Source organism: Zhongshania aquatica, from assembly GCF_027257955.1.
GTDB classification, from domain to species: domain Bacteria; phylum Pseudomonadota; class Gammaproteobacteria; order Pseudomonadales; family Spongiibacteraceae; genus Spongiibacter; species Spongiibacter aquatica.
Genome location: NZ_JANZNQ010000004.1, coordinates 66,536 through 82,206 on the forward strand (window position 1 = coordinate 66,536; position 15,671 = coordinate 82,206).

General features: G+C 50.2%; 15 protein-coding genes. 8 read left to right on the forward strand and 7 right to left on the reverse strand.

All coding sequences use genetic code 11. The features are described from left to right. Positions 1 to 17: 17 nt before the first annotated feature. The gene (locus O9X78_RS05055) at positions 18 to 1,136 is read right to left on the reverse strand and encodes a helix-turn-helix transcriptional regulator (RefSeq protein WP_269618528.1); all 1,119 of its coding nucleotides are present in this window, start codon (positions 1,134 to 1,136) and stop codon (positions 18 to 20) included. A gap of 278 nt (positions 1,137 to 1,414) precedes the next feature. Here O9X78_RS05055 and O9X78_RS05060 point away from each other — a divergent pair, with 278 nt between their 5' ends. Beyond that, positions 1,415 to 3,037 carry a thrombospondin type 3 repeat-containing protein gene (locus O9X78_RS05060; RefSeq protein ID WP_269618529.1) on the forward strand — a complete coding sequence of 541 codons (1,623 nt, stop codon included), beginning with the start codon at positions 1,415 to 1,417 and terminating at the stop codon, positions 3,035 to 3,037. A 55-nt stretch (positions 3,038 to 3,092) separates the two neighbouring features. Next, positions 3,093 to 3,767 (forward strand): hypothetical protein, encoded by a 675-nt coding sequence (locus O9X78_RS05065; protein WP_269618530.1) that lies wholly within the window; start codon positions 3,093 to 3,095, stop codon positions 3,765 to 3,767. 69 nt (positions 3,768 to 3,836) lie between these two features. Here the strand turns inward: O9X78_RS05065 and O9X78_RS05070 are convergent, their stop codons facing one another. The 4 genes from O9X78_RS05070 to O9X78_RS05085 form a co-directional block, all read right to left on the reverse strand. After that, entirely contained in the window at positions 3,837 to 4,901 is a 1,065-nt protein-coding gene (locus tag O9X78_RS05070; RefSeq protein WP_269618531.1) for a succinylglutamate desuccinylase/aspartoacylase family protein, read from the reverse strand. 10 nt (positions 4,902 to 4,911) lie between these two features. Continuing rightward, positions 4,912 to 5,817 (reverse strand): 30S ribosomal protein S6--L-glutamate ligase, encoded by a 906-nt coding sequence (gene rimK / locus O9X78_RS05075; RefSeq protein ID WP_269618532.1) that lies wholly within the window; start codon positions 5,815 to 5,817, stop codon positions 4,912 to 4,914. A 59-nt stretch (positions 5,818 to 5,876) separates the two neighbouring features. After that, on the reverse strand, positions 5,877 to 6,329 hold the full coding sequence (locus tag O9X78_RS05080; protein ID WP_269618533.1) for an ATP-dependent zinc protease family protein: 453 nt from the start codon (positions 6,327 to 6,329) through the stop codon (positions 5,877 to 5,879). Positions 6,330 to 6,481: 152 nt separating this feature from the next. Continuing rightward, positions 6,482 to 7,930: a coniferyl aldehyde dehydrogenase gene (locus tag O9X78_RS05085; protein ID WP_269618534.1), complete on the reverse strand. Its 1,449-nt coding sequence runs from the start codon at positions 7,928 to 7,930 to the stop codon at positions 6,482 to 6,484. 101 nt (positions 7,931 to 8,031) lie between these two features. Between O9X78_RS05085 and O9X78_RS05090 the strand changes: the two genes are divergently transcribed. Beyond that, positions 8,032 to 8,739 (forward strand): SIMPL domain-containing protein, encoded by a 708-nt coding sequence (locus O9X78_RS05090; RefSeq protein ID WP_269618535.1) that lies wholly within the window; start codon positions 8,032 to 8,034, stop codon positions 8,737 to 8,739. A gap of 200 nt (positions 8,740 to 8,939) precedes the next feature. Here the strand turns inward: O9X78_RS05090 and O9X78_RS05095 are convergent, their stop codons facing one another. Next, positions 8,940 to 9,725 carry a DUF2889 domain-containing protein gene (locus O9X78_RS05095; RefSeq protein ID WP_269618536.1) on the reverse strand — a complete coding sequence of 262 codons (786 nt, stop codon included), beginning with the start codon at positions 9,723 to 9,725 and terminating at the stop codon, positions 8,940 to 8,942. 131 nt (positions 9,726 to 9,856) lie between these two features. On the opposite strand from O9X78_RS05095, the gene O9X78_RS05100 reads away from it, so the two are divergent. The 4 genes from O9X78_RS05100 (at position 9,857) to O9X78_RS05115 (ending at position 13,805) form a co-directional block, all read left to right on the forward strand. Next, positions 9,857 to 10,237, forward strand: a complete 381-nt coding sequence (locus O9X78_RS05100; RefSeq protein WP_269618537.1) for a DUF4345 family protein — start codon at positions 9,857 to 9,859, stop codon at positions 10,235 to 10,237. Positions 10,238 to 10,241: 4 nt separating this feature from the next. Further along, entirely contained in the window at positions 10,242 to 11,063 is an 822-nt protein-coding gene (locus O9X78_RS05105; protein ID WP_269618538.1) for a DUF4126 domain-containing protein, read from the forward strand. Positions 11,064 to 11,247: 184 nt separating this feature from the next. Beyond that, positions 11,248 to 12,114, forward strand: coding sequence for an OmpA family protein (locus O9X78_RS05110; RefSeq protein ID WP_269618539.1), 867 nt, complete (start codon positions 11,248 to 11,250; stop codon positions 12,112 to 12,114). 59 nt (positions 12,115 to 12,173) lie between these two features. Continuing rightward, positions 12,174 to 13,805: a ShlB/FhaC/HecB family protein gene (locus O9X78_RS05115; protein WP_269618540.1), complete on the forward strand. Its 1,632-nt coding sequence runs from the start codon at positions 12,174 to 12,176 to the stop codon at positions 13,803 to 13,805. A gap of 23 nt (positions 13,806 to 13,828) precedes the next feature. Here O9X78_RS05115 and O9X78_RS05120 read toward each other — a convergent pair whose 3' ends face one another. Then, positions 13,829 to 14,326, reverse strand: coding sequence for a MarR family winged helix-turn-helix transcriptional regulator (locus tag O9X78_RS05120; protein WP_269618541.1), 498 nt, complete (start codon positions 14,324 to 14,326; stop codon positions 13,829 to 13,831). A gap of 130 nt (positions 14,327 to 14,456) precedes the next feature. On the opposite strand from O9X78_RS05120, the gene O9X78_RS05125 reads away from it, so the two are divergent. After that, positions 14,457 to 15,650, forward strand: a complete 1,194-nt coding sequence (locus O9X78_RS05125; RefSeq protein WP_269618542.1) for a multidrug effflux MFS transporter — start codon at positions 14,457 to 14,459, stop codon at positions 15,648 to 15,650. The last annotated feature ends 21 nt before the right edge of the window (positions 15,651 to 15,671 follow it).

Here is a 15,671-nt window from a genome sequence, read left to right on the forward strand (position 1 = left end):
TTTTAGTGATTGAATATTTATATTAAATCCATTTTGGTTCGGGCGAGCGACGACATAATTTTACTGAGCAATTCAGTTTGAGAGCGCACGCCAAGCTTTGCATAGATAGCTTTAAAATGTGACCTTATGGTGCTCTCTTTTACCGTCATGGCGGCTGAAATTTCTCTGACCACAAGGCCGCTGCTTAAGTGGCGCGTAACCATGGCTTCGGTTGTGGTAAGTCCGTATAAAATTTCGAGTCCTGCCAAATCAATATTCATATTTGTATTAATACTTTTAATTTGCAGAAGAAAACCGAGTTCCTGTGTGCCGGGCGTTAAGCTCGGAAGTAAGTGCGGCTCTATGCTAATTTGGTAGTGCTCGGTTCGCGCATAATTTCTTCGATTGCGCCTTTTATTTTCCGTAAATTCATTATTATTATTTATTAATCGTTCGATTGTATTGCGCAATTTATGTGACCGGAACGACAGCTTGCCTGCGTTAATACAGGCGATGTCCTGGCAAAGAAATTCTTCGGCCAATGCATTTTGCGACACGATGGTGGAGTCTGATCGCAGCAGGTAGGCGGCGCTGTCGGTGATGCTGGTGATAGAGTCAAAAATGCTTTGCAAAGATTCTAACGCAATGTTGCGCTTATAAATGGCCAGCGCATTTTGCAGGTGGGGAATAAACAGGTTTAGTGTTTGGAGTTCTTCCTTGCTAAATGGCTTATGCTGGTGGCCGCGCTGAATAGTTACGCGAAAAGCCTGGCCAATCTTTGGGTCTTCAATGTACGCGCCGCAGGCATATCTTATGTCGAGTGGCTTGGTATAGTCGGCATAAAATTCTGAAGATAGAAATTTTCGATCTGGAAACATCTCGTTGCTGTGGAATTGTAATAGCGGAAGATCGGCCATCGCCTCCGCCCACACATCGGTATGTATAAAGTGCTCGCCGTAAAGCTGCAATTCGTCGTCACTCAAGTGCCGAGAAAAAACAATATCGCTTGCGTGAGTTTCGATTTCCTCAAACATCAAGGTTGTCGACCTGGATGGTATTTCAGTTTCTAGCATGGCAAAAAATGCCATCCATCCATCAGCTTGGTGAGCATGTCGATATAGCTCACCAATTAGCTGGGACAATTTACTATTTCGCATTAATTACTTATGGCCTTGTTATTTTTTCTTGACTCGCTTCCCTACGGCCATTTTTAAGTCGTTCTCCCCAATCTAGGGGAGGCGCTGAGTAAACTATACCGTTAGATTTAGTTGTGAGCAATTCTAAGTGCCCCTGCTGTTAATGCTGTGGGTGCTAGATGCGCTAATGAAGGAATATGACGGATTTCTTAGCACGTTAAATAGAGAATCCAAGGTCATAACAAAAATAAAGCGTGTGGCAGCGTTCAGCTACGTCGCGCAAAACCAAGGGTAGATTTATGGTGGGATTTCATAAAAGACAAGCCAATACGGGTTTGCTTGGCATCACATTGTCATCTGTGTTGCTAGCGGCTTGTGGCGGTGGAGGTGGGGGCGGCGGTTCTGCCGGCGCTGGGGGCACTGACATTAGCGGGACGCCGATTAAAGGCCCGATGGTCAATGCAGATGTATCGGCTTTTCGTTTTGATGCCAGCGATGACCGCTTGATAGGGAGTTTATTGGCAAGCGGCACGACCAATGAGCAAGCTGCAATTACCGGCCTAAGACTGCCCACTGATTACAGTGGCGTCTTTATTCTGGAAGTTCGAGTGAACGAGCAAACCCGCGATTTAAGCACTGATCTGGCTCCGGCGATCACCGTGTTTCGCACGGTGTTGAATAGCAGTAATGTGCAAAGCAATGTTCCTGTGTATCCATCGCCGCTGACCTCGTTAGCCTACGAACTGGCAGTGGATAATGCCGACTCGGCCGCATACGGCGGGAATGATGACGGCAGTGTAAGTGAAGAAGAACTGACAGCCGCGTTTGCTCTAGCTTCGCAAAAGGTACTGGCGACGGTGGGCTTTGGTCTAGAGCTTGATACAGACCTTAATGCCACCCCAGCGTTACTTACCTCGGCAACGACGACTACTGATGCCAAGCTTAAAGCGATACGTTATCGCGCTGCGATAGAGGCTTTGAGTGCCATCTTGATAACGATGAAAGATGACGCGATCGCGAACAATGCCAGCTCGACACAAACTACAGATTCACTGTTATCCGCGCTGGCGGCTGACCTTGGTGATGACGTAATTGATGGCTCGGCCGGTGGTGAGCCAATTTCTGCATTTGCCGACATTACCGATGTTGTTGCGCTGGTGACGGTTGACCCGGCAACGCTTAAGGTTCCCGGCACCGACACGTCCATTGCGGATATTGAATCTGTGCTGGTCGCTGAGCAGGACGCCACTGGTGAAGACGTAGATAGCGCTGATGTTGCAAGTGGCAGCGTTTCCGCAGATCCAGAGCCTGCAAAGACAGCCTCGGATATCGATGGTGATGCTGTTGCGGATAGCACAGACAATTGCCCAGCCGTTAGTAATCCCGGTCAAGAAGACTTGGACGAAGATGGCGCTGGTGATGTCTGTGATGGTGATCGCGATGGAGACGGTGTCCCAAACGCAGATGATGCCTTCCCAAATGATGCTACTGAGACCGTCGATACCGACAGTGACGGTATTGGCAACAATGCGGATACCGATGACGATGGTGATGGTGTTGCCGATGTTGATGATGCCTTCCCGCTAGATCCGTCGGAAACCACTGATACCGATCTCGATGGTATTGGCAACAATGCGGATACCGATGACGACGATGACGGCGTTGCTGATGCTGAGGACGCCTTTCCGCTGGATGAAAATGAGTCCGTGGATTCGGATGGCGATGGTGTTGGTGACAATGGCGATACCGATGTGGATGGTGACGGTGTTGACAATGACGTAGACAACTGCCCGGCGGTTGCGAATGAGGATCAAGCCGACAGCGATAGCGATGATATCGGTGATGTGTGTGATGAGGATGATCCAGAACCGACGTTAGCCGTGTGGGATAGCTTTAATTGGGATGACGCCAATTGGCAGTAAGAACACTGTAATTAAAAAAACAGATTTTAGTGAGCAGTTTTAGGGGAATATAAAAATGAAAAAGCAGATTATTTTTGCAGCGGTACTGGGTTTTGCTACACCAAGCTTATTTGCCGGCGAAGTGGATGCCTCTTCGGTCACAACGTTTAGCGCCGGTACTCCGGCAAAGGCGGCGGAAGTCAACAGCACTTTCGGCGCGCTTATTGCTGCGATTAACGACAACGCTGAGCGAATCAGCAATTTAGAACTCGCGGAACCCAATAATTCCGTTGCTGGCGGCACGTACCAAATTCGCAGTATTAATAGCGAAGTGGCAGTGGGTAGCAGTGCTCAAAATGGATATCAACAAGACGGTCCTAACGATTTTGCCAATATCAGTAACGGCAGCCTTGCCGCTACGCTTAGCTTTTCTAGCGAAAGCCTTAGCGGCACATTTGTTGTGGACGCTGGCGCTGATAAGACCTATGAGGCAAATACGCCATTCAATCGCTTCACCGATTTTTCTGATTCAGAAAGTGAAACTAATCAGATTACTTACGTGCAAACTGGCAGTACGGTAAGCGTGACGTTTCCAGACGATGGCGACACATTCACGGTCGACTTTATAGTGAGTGGTGATGGTTCGGTGCTATTAACCAGATCATTTGATGCCGGTGATACTACCTTTAATGATGGTTCTACTGGCGAATTTTCCTTTATGGAATTATTGGTTGGGATTCGTACCGAGTAAATCTTGCTTGTCGCCATTACCAAGTGCAGCTTGTGCTTGGTAATGGGTTTTGTTTGCAGTATTCACTATCTAGCCTGCAATGGGCGGATGGTCGTCATACTCGTCGGCGATGGGGTATATCTCTGGCTCAAAGGCCTCTCTAAACGCATTAACCTGTTCCAGCGCTTCTTCAATATTGGCTTTGTATTTGGCAATGTGGAAGAGTGCGTCGCCCTCATAGACCAGCGGTAAAAACGTTCGGCCGATGACAATGCCGTCGTCGCTGGCGAGTATTTTTACGTCTGAGCTATTGTCGCCCATAGGGTCGGAGATCAGTGCCAGAACGTCGCCCTTCGTAACAAAGGCCCCGAGGGGAACAAGTGCTCTTAATACGCCGCTGCTGGTCGCGCGTAGCCATGCAGACTGGCCGGTAATCATGCTACTGCGTTTTGGTTTTTTACTTCGCGATGGCGGCAACATGCCAATGTGACGCATCACATTGAGAATGCCGCTGACACCGGCGCGAATGGCCACTTCGTCAAAGCGTAGGGCTTCGCCGGCTTCGTAAAGTAGAACCTGAATATTGTTTTCGCTGGCGATTTCTCGCAGCGAACCATCCCGCGTTGCTGAGTGCAAAATAACCGGTGCGCCAAAGCTTTCGGCCATGGCGAGGGTGCTTTTGTCTTTAATGTCGGCGCGAATTTGTGGCAGGTTACTGCGGTGCCTAGCGCCGGTATGTAGGTCGATGCCGTGGGTACACTTCAGCACCACTTCATTTAAAAAGGTGTGGGCCATACGTCCCGCGAGTGAGCTTTTTGGTGAGCCGGGAAACGAGCGATTAAGGTCGCGACCATCGGGAAGGTAGCGGCTATTGTTTAAGAAGCCGTGTACGTTGACGATGGGAATGGCCAGCAGTGTTCCGCGTATTGAGCGCAAGGCCTTGTGTTGCAGGAGCCGCCGAACAATTTCTACGCCGTTGATTTCGTCGCCGTGAATAGCGGCGCTTACGAACAAGGTTGGGCCATCTTTGCGGCCACGCACCGCTTTTACCGTCATCGATAATTCGGTGTGGGTATAAAGGTTGGCAACGGGCAGCTCGATTTGTTGGCGAGTGCCCGGGGTGATATCAATCCCTGCGATGGTTAGTTTTTGCATTCTTGTTTTTTCAGCCGGTTCCACGGGTTTTATTTTTATTCGGGCCGGCATTTTCTTCAATAAATTTTACGATTTCTGCGGCAACATTTTTCTTACTGGCGGTTTCAATGCCTTCTAGCCCCGGTGACGAGTTGACTTCCATCACCAGCGGTCCGCGGGCAGAGCGTAAAATATCTACCCCCGCCACGTTTAGTCCCATGATTTGGGCGGCTTTTACTGCGGTGGCCCGCTCCGCAGGAGTTAGGCGTGTTAGCTCGGCGGTGCCGCCACGGTGTAGGTTAGACCGAAATTCGCCGCTGGCGGCGGTGCGTTGCATGGCAGCAACGACCTTTTTACCAATGACTAGGCAGCGCACGTCGGCTCCGCCTGCTTCTTTAATAAACTCTTGAACAAGGAAGTCGGCTTTTAATTCACGGAAGGCGTCGATGACGCTCTCTGCCGCCTTCGCGGTTTCTGCCAACACTACGCCGCGACCTTGTGTGCCTTCCAGCAATTTGACCACCACCGGCGCGCCACCAACCAGTTTGATGAGCTCTTTGGTGTTGTGAACGTCGTGGGCAAAGCTCGATATGGGCATGCCGACGTTTTTGCGCGATAGCAATTGCAGTGCGCGCAGCTTGTCGCGGGAGCGGCCAAGTGCGACTGATTCGGTCAGGCTGTAGGTGCCGAGCATTTCAAATTGGCGAATTACCGCCAAACCGTAGGGCGTAATGGATGCACCGATACGCGGGATGATGGCGTCGAAGTCTTCTAGTTTTTCGCCTCTGTACCAAACAACGGGTTCGTGCGAGCTTAGCTCCATATAGCATTTTAAGGTATCTAGTACACGTACTTCGTGGCCACGCTCGGTGCAGGCTTCAACTAGACGGCGGGTCGAGTATAGGCGTCTGTTGCGTGACAGTATTGCAATTTTCATGGTGGAAATGTCTCGTTGTGTTGCGGACTCGTGGCGGTGTGCTGTGATCCACCTTAGTCCTAAATAGTTCCCGTGCTGCGTGGGGGTTTTTTGCTGGCACAATAAGATCTGCCTGGATCTACAGTGTAGCGATTTTTCATGGCAGTGCGTCCCAATAGCATTCGGAACATCATTTGTGATCGGTCTGCCAGGGTCATTTCTGCGGTAAATTGTTCACTGCCGATGGTGATGGTGGTCTCTATAACATAGCGCATACTGCGATGACCGCCAGAGTCGGTAACTTGGCGATAGTCTTTTATACGAGCCTTGCAGGGCACTGCATCGGTGTTTTGGTGTTGTAGAGGGTTAACTTTGAACTCTACCCATGCTTCGCCATCAATATCGATTTTTTGAATATCAATAGCATGTAGTGAGGAGCTGCGAGCTCCTGTATCAATTTTTGCTTTGATACCACTGATTGCCAGATCAGGCAGGCTGATCCATTCACGCCATCCCAGAATTGTCTGTGCCAAACGGGGCCTCTCGGTAGATTGATATATCAAGTTGGCCAGCATAGCGGCTTAGGTAGTCAGGGAATAGCGTTAAGCGGGGGTTTTTTGCGAGGTGTAGCGAAGTAGCACTGGTAATCAATGAGATTACCAGTGCTTTGCTGCGGGAATTAACGTTATTTTCTGATCATTGCGGTCAGGGTTTTATCGCATTTCTCGCCGTAGGGCGGCAGCATGCCCCCCAATTTTTGGAAGTTTATATTGCTTTGCTTGTATACCGCCTTGGCGTGACTGAAGGTTTTGAAGCCGTCGAAGCCGTGGTAGCTGCCCATACCGCTTGGGCCGATGCCGCCGAAGGGCAGGTCTTCGCAACTGACATGGAAAATAACGTCGTTGATGGTGACCGCGCCAGATACTGTTGAGTCGAGCACGTGGCGCTGCTCTGCCTTGTCTTTGCCGAAATAGTACAGTGCCAGCGGGCGAGGTCTTGCATTCACGTAGTTAATGCAATCGTCCACCAATGTATACGTTTTGATGCAGATAATGGGGCCGAACAACTCTTCTTGCATCACCATCATGTCGTCGCTGGGGTTTACGATCAGTGTGAGCGGAATTTTATGGGTGCCCTTTTGCTGGCTGAAGTCCTCGTTGGCGGGGTTTATTTCGCGAATGTCCGCGCCTTTTTGGCGTGCGTCCTCTAAATAGCCCATCAAGCGTTGATAGTGCCGCTCGTTTACAACTGAGCTGTAATCTGGGTTTTCCCGCAGGGTTGGGAATAGATTGCAGATATAGCTGTTGGCCGCAGTGGTAAACGCATCGAGCTGATCTTCCGGCACAAATACATAGTCTGGCGATAAGCAGACCTGACCGACGTTGAGGATTTTACCAGTGAAAATCCGCTCTACGGCTTCTTGTAGAGGGTAGCTTTTGCTAATAATGACTGGGGATTTACCGCCGAGTTCGAGCGTGACAGGAGTGAGGTTATCAGCCGCTGCCCTAAGAATGTGGCGGGCAATGCTGGTCGCGCCGGTAAAAATGATGTGGTCGAAGGGCATCGCTGCAAAGCTGGCGCCAACATCTGGTCCGCCGTTGAATACCGCAACTTCGTCGGGGGAAAAGTACTTGGCCGCTAGGGTTTCTAGCAGCGCGCCGGTCTGTGGTGTTACTTCAGAGCATTTAATCATGGCGCGGTTGCCCGCAGCCAACACGCCCGCCAGCGGCGCGAAAACCGTGTTCAGTGGGAAATTCCACGTGCCGATAATGCCGATCACGCCTTTGGGTTGGTACTCTACTTTTGCCTTGCCACCCATTAGATTCATTGGGAAGGGGGCTTTGCGTTTTTCGGTTTTCATCCACTTTTTGAGGTGCTTTTTGCTGTGTTTAAGGCACTCAATGGTGGCGTAGATGTCAGACATGAGTGACTGGTGGCTACTGCGGTGGCCAAAATCTAGCGCTAGTGTGTCGACGATGGTGTCGCGGTTATCGAAAATTAGGTCGATGGCCCGAGATAGGCGGTCGATACGCAGTTCTGCGCTGACCGCACCTTCACTGGTGCAAAGCGCGCGCTGGCTGTTTAGGGTGTCGCGCATGGCGGAAATCACGGAATTGTCGCTGAGATTAGTCATAGTATTCTCCCTGTCATCATTGTTTTAATGGGTTTGGCGTGGTGAGTGTTTGTTTTGGCTGAGCGCAGCCAAGGGTTATTCAATAAATAAGGAATTTGCAGATGAAAAATACGGTGAGTCTTATTTTGAACCGCAGAATTGCATTCGTCTTGTGTGCTTTGCTGCCGATGTTTGCCGCAGCCGCCACGTTGCCAGACGCGCCCCATGTGGTGGTGGCTGCCCATGGAGAGGTCGAGGCCCTGCCCGATATCGCAAGGTTGCAGCTGCAAATTTCTGAAACCCGCAACACCGCCGTTGATGCTAAAAACCGCGTCGATGAACGGACGGCTAGAGTACTGACTGCGATGCGCGAGCAGGGAATTCCCGAGAGCGATATTCGCGCCTCGCAAATTCGAGTTTATCCCGACTACGAATGGCAAGACGGCAAGCGCCTGCTTCGTGGTCAACGTGTTGAGCGCAGTGTCGATGTGACCTTGACCGATTTGAGTCGATATGGGGCCCTGCTGGACGGACTGGTTCAGGCTGGTATTACCGAACTCGGCAATGTGAGTTTTGACTTGTCTAACCGAGATGCATTGATGGCCCAAGCTGTGCAGGCGGCGATTGCCGATGCCAATGCTCAGGCGGCGACGCTGGCTGCCGGTTTCGGTAGAAAAGTGGCTGGGGTCTACCACATTGATCAGGGCGGTAACGGCCCCATTCAGCAAGAGCGTATGGTTATGATGGACGCGAAGATGAGTGCGGCGCCGATGCTGTTGGGTAACGAGACGGTTAGCGCTGATTTGAACGTGGTGTTTTTGCTGAAATAATGAGGTGCGTTTAGTTGGCCTAACGCTGACTAAATGCCGACCATAAAAAAAGCACCCATAATATGGGTGCCAAGCGGGGGTGCTACTATGGAGACCGTTGATAATGGGCTTAGTCATTAACGATGGTCTTAGATTATTCCCAGTGGCGCTCTGTAAATATTCGTAATTATGCGTACGCACATTACTTTTAATGAAATAACTCACCGTGGAGTCGGTTCTAGAAATGAAAGTAATAGTTCAGGTGCGTCACTGAAGTCGCGGGCGCTGTTGACTGTGCGTTTTGCGACCTCGATTTGCGGTCTGCTATAGCTATAGCAAGCACCTAACATCACGTCGAGATGTTCTGCTGCGGGTTGCCCCGCCTGCGCATTGATGTTGTAGCGGCGTGCGCTAGAGACAAAATAGCCTTTTTGTAGCGCGAAGGCCGCTTCTTTGGTGTCGCCGCTAAACTCTGTATTTGCCCACTTACTGAAGCCCTTGAATAAGACTTTGCCTTTCAGGCTTTCTGGTCCGGTAATTTGCCAATTAAGTGCGCGCCAGCTGTGAATGCGTTGGCCGTTGGCGAAGATTTCTGCGCGGGCAGCCTGTTCGTCTATCTGGTCGTCGATGCAAATATCGTAAAGCCATTCGGTTTGTGATCGGTGAGCATGGCGAATGGCCATGAGAACAAGGTCTAACAAATGGGTACAGTTGCCGCTGGCATCGGTATGTGGGATCAGATCTTGAATGTCGTCACATAGCGGCAAGCCAATGAGTTTTCGAATTGGCTCAGATGCGCCGGGGCAGGTGTCGAAGGGGATGCGCAGCACTTCGCTTTGAATGTCGGTGACATGATGCCCGTCGTGGCTGATTGTGCAGCGAAAGGCGTGATTTGTGTCTTCAAGCTCACCGTTGACAGTATTGTCTTGGTTAATTAGGCGTATCCGGCGACGATAGCAGCCTTGCCCGTAATTCGGGTTTTTTGGGTAGTCGGGCTCTGATGACATACTGTTCTCCATTATAGGCTACGATATTATCGACTTGGTGGCCAAAGAGAGTGACCTAAGCGGTCTATTTCAGTGACCGTTTCGGTCATGATGGCGCCTCATTGCACACTGGCGGGAAAACGGCGGGATTTATGGCAATATTTTTGGTTTATTTAATGCTGATGTGGCTTGGTATCGGCGGGTGGTTAATTGTCGATCCCGCCGCTTTGGAAGCATCGGCGGGGGTGGCAGCATTATCGCCAACCGGTGAAACAGAGCTTCGGGCTATGTACGGCGGCTTGGAACTAGCTATTGGCGGCGCCGCCCTGCTGGCACTACTTCGGCCACGCTGGCGCTGTCATGTATTATTTTTAAATGGCGTGGTTGCTGGTGGTATCGCTGGCGGGCGATTAGTCGGTGTTGTACTTTCTGGCGAGATGTCGGTATATACCATGACCGCCCTGGCGTTTGAGCTAAGCACGGTGGTGATATGCGTGATACTAGCCCTGCGAATGCAGCGAAGCGGAGAATAAAAACGTGGAAGAATATCAGCAGTTAATTGGCGTCATCTCTTTGACGATGGGGGTGGCATGGGCGAGTGGTCTGAATCTCTATGCTGCCATTTTAGTATTGGGATTTGCCGGTTCTACCGGTGGTATGGAACTACCAGAAAACTTACAGATAGTGCAGGACCCTGCGGTGATGTTGGCGGCGGGACTGATGTACGCGGTGGAGTTTTTTGCCGATAAAGTTCCCGGTGTCGATACCGGTTGGGATGCGCTCCATACCTTTATTCGAATTCCTGCCGGCGCGTTGCTAGCAGCCGGTACGGTAGGCGATGTCAGTCCTGCCTTGCAGCTAGCGGCGGGTATTGTTGGTGGTTCGGTGACCTCGGTTACCCATGCCGCTAAGGCGAGTACCCGTGTGTTAATAAATACCTCTCCAGAGCCGGTAAGTAACTGGCTGGCGTCTATTTCAGAGGATGTGGCGGTATTTGGTGGGCTTTGGGTGGCTTTGAATCATCCGGTAATTTTCTTAATTGGTTTTGTCGCTTTCCTATTTTTGCTCATTTGGTTACTGCCGAAATTGTGGCGCGGCATTGCGCGAATTTTCCGAAAAATTGGCCAGTGGCTTGGGTTGGCGAAAGAAACTCGGGAGGCAATCGAAGACCCCAGTGCACCAGCTGGCTCGCCCCTGTCTCCCAACGTGGATACTATTGAGCCGCCGGCAGCCTCGGCGAGTCAGTCTTTGGTAGATGCCTTGCGAGGATTGGAAGCCTTGCATAAGTCTGGCTCGTTGAGCGATATGGAGTTTGAGCAAGCTAAAGCCTCAGTGATTGCCAAACATCAATTAGCCTAGTCTATTGGGGGTTTGTGATAGTTATCACAAAACCTCCAGCAAACCGATGTCACTTTCTTAAAAAAGCACGGTATCGCGATAAACTTCATGCGTCGTCGTGCTAAATACGATTTAATTCACTATTACATGGAATTCTCGCGCTGCGTCTTGGTGTGATGCAACGCTCAGGAGTTGAGTTGTCTACATGAAGGAAAAAAGAAACCGCGTAATTGCCGTCGTGCTATCGCTTTTAGCGGTGCTTGTTTGTATACCTGCTCAGGCAGGTGTCTTGCGTGAACTTCTCTCTCAAACCGGCATTTTGGCCCTTGTAACGCCGGTGACCACGGCGGTGGGTATTGAACTAGATGACACTGTGACGACGCTGGATGGCGTTGTAGGCGGTGTCATCGGAGGAGATATTACCGGCGCTGAGTTGAGCATGACTGCGCAAGAGTCTGCTGATTTATTGACCATGGATACACCGGTTTCCGCCTTAATCAGCGATATTGTCGCGGTGGTGTTTACCTCGGCACCAGCAGATGATCAGCCAGCCTTAATTCCGCTCGTTAGCCTTGATCCAGTGTTTTTGGTTGGTCAAATACAAAACCAAACCTACCGCTGCACCGACGTTGATGGTGACGGTGTTTGTGATCAGGATGATCAGTGTTTAAACACGCCTGCGGGCATGAAAGTGTTGGCCAATGGTTGTTATTTGGACGGCCCGCGTGGCGTTGCGTTAGAGGGCGTCTTTTTTGCTAATGACAGCGATGAGCTTAGTATTCCCGCCCAGCAAATCCTCCGTAAGGTCGCGGAAATTATTGAGCAATCTTCGGCCACGTTGATTGAAGTCGGCGGTTATACCGATAACGCTGGTGAACCCGAATATAATCTGCGTTTGTCTGCGTCTCGGGCTGCAGCGGTTCGTGATTATTTAGTAAGTCTAGGTGTTAAGAAATCGCGCTTGCAGGTGAGAGGCTATGGTGAAGCCGCGCCGCGCGCAGACAATGCGAGCGCAGTAGGTCGAGCTAAAAATCGCCGAGTGGAATTGCGAATTTTAAGTCGTGAGCAATAAATAATGCTGGCGGGGCGGTTCTGCCCCGCAGTCGTCAAATGAGCATCAGGAGAAAATGAATGGCAATTGACCTGCCACCCGTCATGCCACCCCAACTGGCAACGCATAGTCAAATAGAGGCCGCTACGCAAAAAAATGCTGAGGCAATCACCGCGGTGGTGGCGGGGATTACCATGCGTGTAGTGGGCAATCAGTATTTATCGCCAGAGCAAATTACGACGATATTGTCGGCAGCAGAAACACCTTCTGCGGCAATTACTGCCCTAACTCGGCGTTACTATAACGCGGGGCATTTACTGGTTGGGGTTAGTTACTTCCGAGTGGATGATACGGTTACGGTATTGGTTAGTCAGGCTACGGTTAAGGGCATGCGGGGTAACCCAGCAATCACGGCACATTTTGATGGTCTTGTAGGGGATCCAGATTTAAGTTTGGCGGAGTTTGATCGCGCGCGGGTATTGGCAGATTTACACGCCAAGCGAGCGGGCTTGGCGTATAGCATTGCCTATGAGCAGCACTATGATGATCAGGTGATTCTTGATTTTCGGGAAGTGCCGGTGGTCGATCACAATGCGACCGATGTTGTAGTGGAAATGAATAATAAGGGCAGTCGATTCCTCGGTCGTTATTTTGGCTTGGCCGGGGTGCGTCATCGTTTTGGAACGGGCACCGAGGCTAGCCTAGCGTATAAAACAATATTTGAAGACTTGGGTGAGGCGGGTGATGGCGATGGCTATCAGCAGCTGGATTTTAGTATTGAGCATCCGTTTACCTTTGGTTTATATGGTTTAGATTTTACTCGTATCGAGTATCAGCGTCAGCCGACGTTTGCTTCTGCGGGAGGCGGCGGCTTGTGTTTGCCACCGCTGATCAGTTGCACGCCAGCTAGTGGTGCAACAGTGGTGAATCTCGACGCTGAAATAGATATAGCAACGCTTTCTGGTGAGCAGGTGCTCTACAGTAATCCCGTTCGTCGCTGGTCTATGTTTGAGCGCATTGAGGTTGTGGATTCAGAGATTCAGTCTGACCTGCAGTCCTTGCCTTTGCTAGACGAGTCCTACCAAACGGTTGAGTTAGGTGCTAAGTACTCTATGCGCGGTGCGCTGGCCGATGCACCGTCGTATTTTAAGGCGCAAGTATCGGTAAGGGGTGGCTTTGGCGACGGCGGTAGTCTAGAAAGTGATGCTAGCGATGGTGTCGGCATAGGCCAACGCTCGGCGGATTTTATAATGTTATTGCCAAAGCTTGGATATAAATTTGCCTTGGCACCACATTACGAATTTGCCTTGAATTTAGACGGACAGTTTGCTGATGACACCCAGCTACCGCAGCAGCAGCAATATGTTTTAGGTGGGATGAACAGTCTTAGTGCTTATTTGCCAGGGGTGTTGATTGGCGACAATGGTTATTTAGTGCATCTTGCGATCACTGCCAAAAGGCGATTGTGGGGTATGCCATTAGAAGCCTCAATTTTTGCGGAATACGGCGCCACGAGTTTCAATGGTGTGTCTGGCGAACTGGGCTCGGATCAGGTATTGGCGGATGCGGGTATTCGTTTTAATTTAAGTCTGGGTTACGGCTTTGAAACGGAGTTGCTTGCAGCGGCGCCATTGATGGATGACGTTGTAGATGAGGCGCGTTTAGATTCTTTGGAAAGTGATTTCTTCTGGCGCCTGCGCTGGACATATTAAACGGAATCTTCTAATTCAGGCCGTCAGCTTTCGCTGTCGGCCATCATCTTTTTCAATAATCGATCTAAATGTGCTCGCTCATTTGCGCTTAAATTGCGCATTCGGTTTGCGTGCAACTGTCCCATCGGGGCGACAAGTGTTTCAATTAATTCTTTTCCTTTTGAACTAAGTTGAACCAATAAACTTCGTCCATCTTCGGGACTGGCCGGTCGGCTGATGAGCTTGGCAGATTCAAGGCGATGCAATAATTTAGTCAGGCCACCGGAGCTGATCAACAAGGCTTTACATAATTCTGTTGGTGTAATGCGGTGCGGGCTACTTTGCCGTCGCAGCGTTGCCAATGCATCAAACTCTGCACGGGACAGCTTATAGTTCTGTAGTTCGGCGGTGGTCTGTTTCATGAATACGTCACTCGCCCTCAATATTCTTAGTACTGTGGGTTCTGCTGCTTCATACATTTCAGGCCAATTATCTAATTGCTGGCGACGCAATTCATCGACGGTGGTACGTTTGTCATCCATAGTCAGTCTCGTGACTTGTTTTGCGTGCGAATAATGGCACCTTCACTTTGGTGAATAGTTGGATTTTATCTTGCTGGAAAGATAAAATCCAACTATTATCTTGCCGGAAAGATAAATTCCGGAAGTCATTATGCCCCCCGTTCTGCCGCCTATGCGGTTAATTATTTCCTTGGCGCTCATTTTTACGCTGTCACCACTCGCCATTGATATGTATTTGCCGACGATTCCTGTCATTGCAGGGGAGTTGGCGGTGCCTGTTCAAAATGTTGCCATTACTGTCAGTCTTTATATTTTAGGTCTAAGCTTTGGGCAGTTTTTCGGTGGGCCAATCAGCGACTATCTTGGTAGGCGGCCTGTGCTGTTTTTTGGTTTGGCGGTTTTTGCGCTAGCAAGTTTATGTATTGCCTTCACGGATTCAATCAACATGCTTTGGGCTGCCCGGTTTATGCAGGCGCTGGGTGGCGGTTTCGCTTCGGTCGTGGTGCCGGCAATTATTCGAGACCATACCGAAGGTCAGGCGACAGCGAAATTGTTCTCGCAAATTATGTTGATCACTATTATTGCACCGGCAGTTGCGCCCAGTATTGGTACTTTTTTATATAGTGTTAGCGGCTGGCGAATGGTCTTTTTTGTGCTGGCGGGATATGCCGTCTTGGTTAGCATTATGGTAGCTGCTTTTATTAAAGGTGAGAGTAAGCCGTCGGCATCAGATTCGGCGCCCGCGCGGGAAAGTTTGGTGGCACGCTATCGCTTTGTGTTAAGTAACGCGACTGCTATGCGTTATCTCGCGTCACAGGGTTTGGCCTTCGGTGTAATGATTACCTTTTTGGCCAATGCAGCACTGGTATATATTGATCAATTTGGCGCAACCGAAACGCAATTCTCTATGTTGTTTGCGGCGAACGTGGTGACCCTGGCTGTCGCCAATCGCGTGAATAATAAATTATTAAATACCGTTCCCGCAGCGCGAATTGTGTCGAAGGCATTAATTTTGCAATGTTGTGCTACGTTTGGCTTGATTTTGATTAGTGGCTTTTCACCCTCATTATGGGTGGTGGTGCCACTAATTATGTTGAGTATTGGCTCACTGGGCGGAGTGATGGGGAACTCTCAGGCCTGTGCGCTGCAATTCTTTCCCAACCACAGCGGTATTGCGTCGGCCTTGTTGGGCAGCGCGCAGTATTTGATTGGCGGTGTGATTAGTGCAGCGTCGACGTTATTTCTGAGTGACAAGATGTGGCCGATGACTATAACCATGTTTGCGGCGGCGTTACTTGCCTTACTCATTGTGCCTAAGACTAGTAAAAGTTGCGTAGCTATTTAAAATACTAGAGCATTGTTGGCG

Excerpts from the sequence above, each read along its gene's own strand:
- O9X78_RS05055 (WP_269618528.1), bottom strand. The coding sequence starts at position 1,136 with ATGCGAAATAGTAAATTGTCCCAGCTAATTGGTGAGCTATATCGACAT.
- rimK (WP_269618532.1), bottom strand. The coding sequence starts at position 5,817 with ATGAAAATTGCAATACTGTCACGCAACAGACGCCTATACTCGACCCGC.
- O9X78_RS05110 (WP_269618539.1), top strand. The coding sequence starts at position 11,248 with ATGAAGGAAAAAAGAAACCGCGTAATTGCCGTCGTGCTATCGCTTTTA.
- O9X78_RS05100 (WP_269618537.1), top strand. The coding sequence starts at position 9,857 with ATGGCAATATTTTTGGTTTATTTAATGCTGATGTGGCTTGGTATCGGC.
- O9X78_RS05090 (WP_269618535.1), top strand. The coding sequence starts at position 8,032 with ATGAAAAATACGGTGAGTCTTATTTTGAACCGCAGAATTGCATTCGTC.
- O9X78_RS05085 (WP_269618534.1), bottom strand. The coding sequence starts at position 7,930 with ATGACTAATCTCAGCGACAATTCCGTGATTTCCGCCATGCGCGACACC.
- O9X78_RS05065 (WP_269618530.1), top strand. The coding sequence starts at position 3,093 with ATGAAAAAGCAGATTATTTTTGCAGCGGTACTGGGTTTTGCTACACCA.
- O9X78_RS05095 (WP_269618536.1), bottom strand. The coding sequence starts at position 9,725 with ATGTCATCAGAGCCCGACTACCCAAAAAACCCGAATTACGGGCAAGGC.
- O9X78_RS05125 (WP_269618542.1), top strand. The coding sequence starts at position 14,457 with ATGCCCCCCGTTCTGCCGCCTATGCGGTTAATTATTTCCTTGGCGCTC.
- O9X78_RS05060 (WP_269618529.1), top strand. The coding sequence starts at position 1,415 with ATGGTGGGATTTCATAAAAGACAAGCCAATACGGGTTTGCTTGGCATC.
- O9X78_RS05115 (WP_269618540.1), top strand. The coding sequence starts at position 12,174 with ATGGCAATTGACCTGCCACCCGTCATGCCACCCCAACTGGCAACGCAT.
- O9X78_RS05120 (WP_269618541.1), bottom strand. The coding sequence starts at position 14,326 with ATGGATGACAAACGTACCACCGTCGATGAATTGCGTCGCCAGCAATTA.
- O9X78_RS05070 (WP_269618531.1), bottom strand. The coding sequence starts at position 4,901 with ATGCAAAAACTAACCATCGCAGGGATTGATATCACCCCGGGCACTCGC.